The following is a 4,154-nucleotide window of genomic DNA, read 5'->3' as shown; positions in this document are numbered from 1 at the left end:
GTTTCCGACCGGCCCGACACCACCCACGGCACCACGACGTCCACCGCCGCCGGCTCGACGGCCACGGTGACGGGGGCCTGCTCCAGGATGGTGTGCGCGTTGGTGCCGGAGATCCCGAACGACGACACCGCCGCCCGCCGCGGCCGGTCCACCGCCGGCCACGCCGTCGTCTCGGTCACCAGCTCGACGTCACCAGCCTCCCAGTCCACGTGTGACGAGGGCCGGTCCACGTGCAAGGTCCGGGGCGCAACACCGTGGCGGAGCGCCACGACCATCTTGATCACGCCGGCGACACCCGCGGCCGCCTGCGTGTGCCCGATGTTCGACTTCACCGAACCCAGCAGCAGCGGCCTCTCACGGTCCTGGCCGTAGGCCGCCAGCAGCGCCTGCGCCTCGATCGGGTCACCGAGCGACGTGCCCGTGCCGTGGCCCTCCACGACGTCCACGTCCGCGGGCGACAGTCCCGCGCTTGCCAGCGCCTGCCGGATCACCCGCTGCTGCGAGGGCCCGTTCGGAGCGGTGAGGCCGTTCGACGCACCGTCCTGGTTCACCGCCGAACCCCGCACCACGGCCAGGATCTCGTGACCGTTGCGCACCGCGTCCGACAGCCGCTCCACCACCAGCATGCCGACACCCTCGGACCACCCGACCCCGTCCGCGGAGTCCGCGTAGGACCGGCAGCGGCCGTCAGCGGACATACCGCGCTGGCGGGAGAAGTCGACGAACAGGTTCGGTGTGGACAGCACGGTCACACCACCGGCCAACGCCAGATCACAGTCACCCGACCGCAACGCCTGCGCTGCCCAGTGCAGAGCCACCAGCGATGACGAGCACGCCGTGTCGACCGTGACCGCCGGGCCCTCGAAGCCGAAGGTGTAGGCGACGCGGCCGGACGCCACGCTCGGCGCGCTGCCGTTGCCGCGGTAGCCCTCGAACTCCGGGGTGTTCAGCAGCTCCGAGTAGTCGCTGTACATCACGCCGGCGAACACGCCGGTGCGGCTGCCCCGCAGCGACACCGGATCGAGGCCGGCCCGCTCCAGCGCCTCCCACGACGTCTCCAGCAGCAGCCGCTGCTGCGCGTCCGTGGCGAGCGCCTCCCGGGGACTCATCCCGAAGAACTCCGCGTCGAACTCTCCCGCGTCGTGCAGAAAGCCCGCCTCACGCGCGTACGAGGTGCCGAGGTGATCCGGGTCCGGGTGGTAGAGACCGTCGAGGTCCCAGCCCCGGTTCTCCGGGAACGCGGACACGGCGTCCACCTCGTCGGTGACCAGTCGCCAGAGGTCCTCCGGCGACCGCACACCGCCCGGATACCGGCACGCCATGCCCACGATCACCACCGGATCGTCCGACACCGGCGGCAGCGCCGCGACCGGCGTCTCCACCGGCTCCGTCCCCAGCAGCTCACCTACCAGGTAGGCCGCCAGTCCGGCGGAGGTCGGGTAGTCGAACACGAGCGTCGCCGACAGCCGCAACCCGGTGGCCGCCGACAGGCCGTTGCGCAGCTCCACCGCCGTCAGCGAATCCAGGCCCAGCTCCTGGAACGAGCGCTCCGGATCCACCGACGCCGGGGTGTCGTAGCCCAGCACGGACGCCACCCGGCCACGGACCAGGTCGAGCACGATCTCCGTACGGTCGGCCTCCGGCAGCGCTGAGAGGCGACGGGCCAGGCCGTCGGCCGCCTTTCCGCCGTGCGCCGCGATCCGGCGGCCCCGCGTGCGCACGAGTCCGCGCAGCAGGGCGGGAACCTCGCCACGAGCCCGCAGTGCCGCCAGGTCGAGCAGCACGGGCGACACCACCGCCTCGTCCTGCACGGACAGGGCCGCGTCGAACAGCGCCATGCCCTGCTCGATCGCCAGCGGCGGCACGCCTTCACGGTCGAGGCGGGCTCGGTCGGCGTCGGTGAGCCCGGCGGTCATGCCGGTCTCGGGCGCCCACGCGCCCCACGCGAGCGACAGGGCGGGCAGCCCGTGGGCGCGGCGGTGGGCGGCGAGGGCGTCCAGGAACGCGTTGCCCGCCGCGTAGTTGCCCTGGCCGGCCGCGCCGAGGAGGCCGGCGACCGAGGAGAAGAGCACGAACGCGTCGAGGTCTGCGGTCAGCTCGTGCAGGTGCCAGGCGGCATCCGCCTTCACCCGCAGCACCGTGGCGAGGCGCTCGGACGTGAGGGAGTCGATGACACCGTCGTCCAGCACGCCGGCGGCGTGCACGACGGCACGCAGCGGGTGCTCGGCCGCCACGGTGGCGAGTGCCGCCGCCAGGGCGTCCCGATCTGTCACATCGCAGGCGAGAACCGTCGCGGTGGCCCCGGCATCCGTCAGATCGGCGACCAGCTCGGCGGCGCCCTCGGCATCTGGTCCGCGGCGGCTGAGCAGCAGCAGGTGCCGCACGCCGCGCTCGGCGACGAGGTGCCGTGCGAGGGCCGCGCCGAGCCCGCCGGTGCCGCCCGTGATCAGGACCGTGCCGTCGGCGTTCCAGTCCGTGCTCGCGGCCGGGGCGGTGAGGCGGGCGAGCCGGGCGGCCCGGACCTCGCCGTCCCGCACCCGCACCTGGGGCTCGTCGGCGCCGAGGACCGCGTCCAGCGGCAGCGGTCCGTGGTCGGCGTCGACGAGGACGAAGCGGCCGGGATGCTCGGTCTGGGCGGACCGCACGAGGCCCCGCAACGCGGCCGTGGCCAGGTCCGCGCCGTCGACGACGAACACCAGCCGGGTCCCGTCGGGCGCGTCGGACGCGAGCCAGCCCTGGAGCAGGCCCAGCACGCGGTCGGCGAGGTCGTGGGTTCCGGCGAGCACGTCACCGTCGGCCACGTCACCGTCGACGGCAAGGGGCACCACGACAGCGTCGGGGGCATCGGAGGCGGCGAAGGCGTCGCCGAGCGAGGCCGGGTCGACGATGACGGAGACGGTGACGCCTGCCGACCGCAGCCGGCCGGCGACACCGCGCGGGTCGTCGCCGAGCACGACGGCGGTCACCTGCTCGTCGCCGGCGCGTACCCGTGCCGACCAGTCGATCCGGTAGAGCGCGTCGGCGCTCGGGCCGACCTGGTCCGCGGTGACCTCGCGGAACACGAGCGAGTCGACGGTGGCGACCACGTTGCCGGCGGTGTCGGCGGCGGTAATGGTGACACCGCCGGTGGGATCACCGGTCAGCACCACGCGCAGCACGGCGGCGGCCGAGGCGTGCAGGGTCACGCCCTCCCAGGCGAACGGGAGCACGCTGCGTTCGCCCTCGGCGGTCAACGACGTCGCGTGCAGGACCGCGTCGAGCAGCGCCGGGTGCAGGCCGTACACGGCGGACTGGTCGGCGGTATCACCGGGCAGCGCGACCTCCGCGTAGACCTCGCCGCCGTGGCGCCACGCGGCCGTGAGACCGCGGAACGTCGGGCCGTAGGCGAAGCCGAGGTCGGCGAGCCGCTCGTAGAAGCCGTCCAGGGCGATGGCCTCCGCACCGGCCGGCGGCCACATCGACAGGTCGGCCGTGGCTGCTCCGGAGGCGGCCAGGGTGCCGAACGCGTGCTGTGTCCACGGACCGTCGGTGTGTTCGGGACGGGAGAACACGCCGAAGGCGGTGCCGTCCACCCGCACCTGGATGTGCACCGCGCCGGTCTCGGGCAGTACGAGCGGGACCGCCAGGGTCAGCTCGTCGATCCGGTCGAGCCCGACCTCGTCACCGGCGCGCAGCGCCAGCTCGACGAACCCGGTGCCGGGGAACAGGACCCGGCCGTGCACCACATGATCCGCCAGCCACGGCACGGACCGCACGGACAGCCGCCCGGTGAGCACGGTGGCCTCGCCGCCGGCGAGTGCGACGGCCGCGCCCAGCAACGGGTGCTCGACCGATGCGAGGCCCGCACCGGACACGTCGCCGGTGGCACCGGTCCGCTCCGGCCAGTACCGCTCGTGCTGGAAGGCGTAGGTCGGCAGGTCCACCCGACGGGCGCCCGTACCGGCGAAGAACGCCTCCCAGTCCACCGTGACACCATGGGCGTGCAGCACCGCCAGCGCCGTGACCGCAGCCGTCTCCTCGTCCCGGCCACGCCGCAGCATCGGCACCGTCGTCACCCCGGCGCTCTCCTGGATCATCGCCGACAGCGTGCCGTCCGGCCCCAGCTCCAGGAACGTGCCCACACCACTGTCCACCATGTCCCGCACACCATCGGC

The 4,154-nt window shown here is 74.0% G+C and carries 1 protein-coding gene; it reads right to left on the bottom strand.

The genetic code is table 11. The features are described 5' to 3' along the window. Positions 1-4,154, bottom strand: a 4,154-nt coding sequence (locus tag AB0E62_RS39800; protein WP_362205964.1) for a type I polyketide synthase, incomplete at both ends; no start/stop codon positions are given.

The sequence above is a fragment of the Streptomyces sp. NPDC038707 genome (genome assembly GCF_040636485.1).
Taxonomy (GTDB): domain Bacteria; phylum Actinomycetota; class Actinomycetes; order Streptomycetales; family Streptomycetaceae; genus Streptomyces.
The sequence above is the reverse complement of the archived record's forward strand: the minus strand, read 5'-3'. Positions and strand labels throughout refer to the sequence as shown.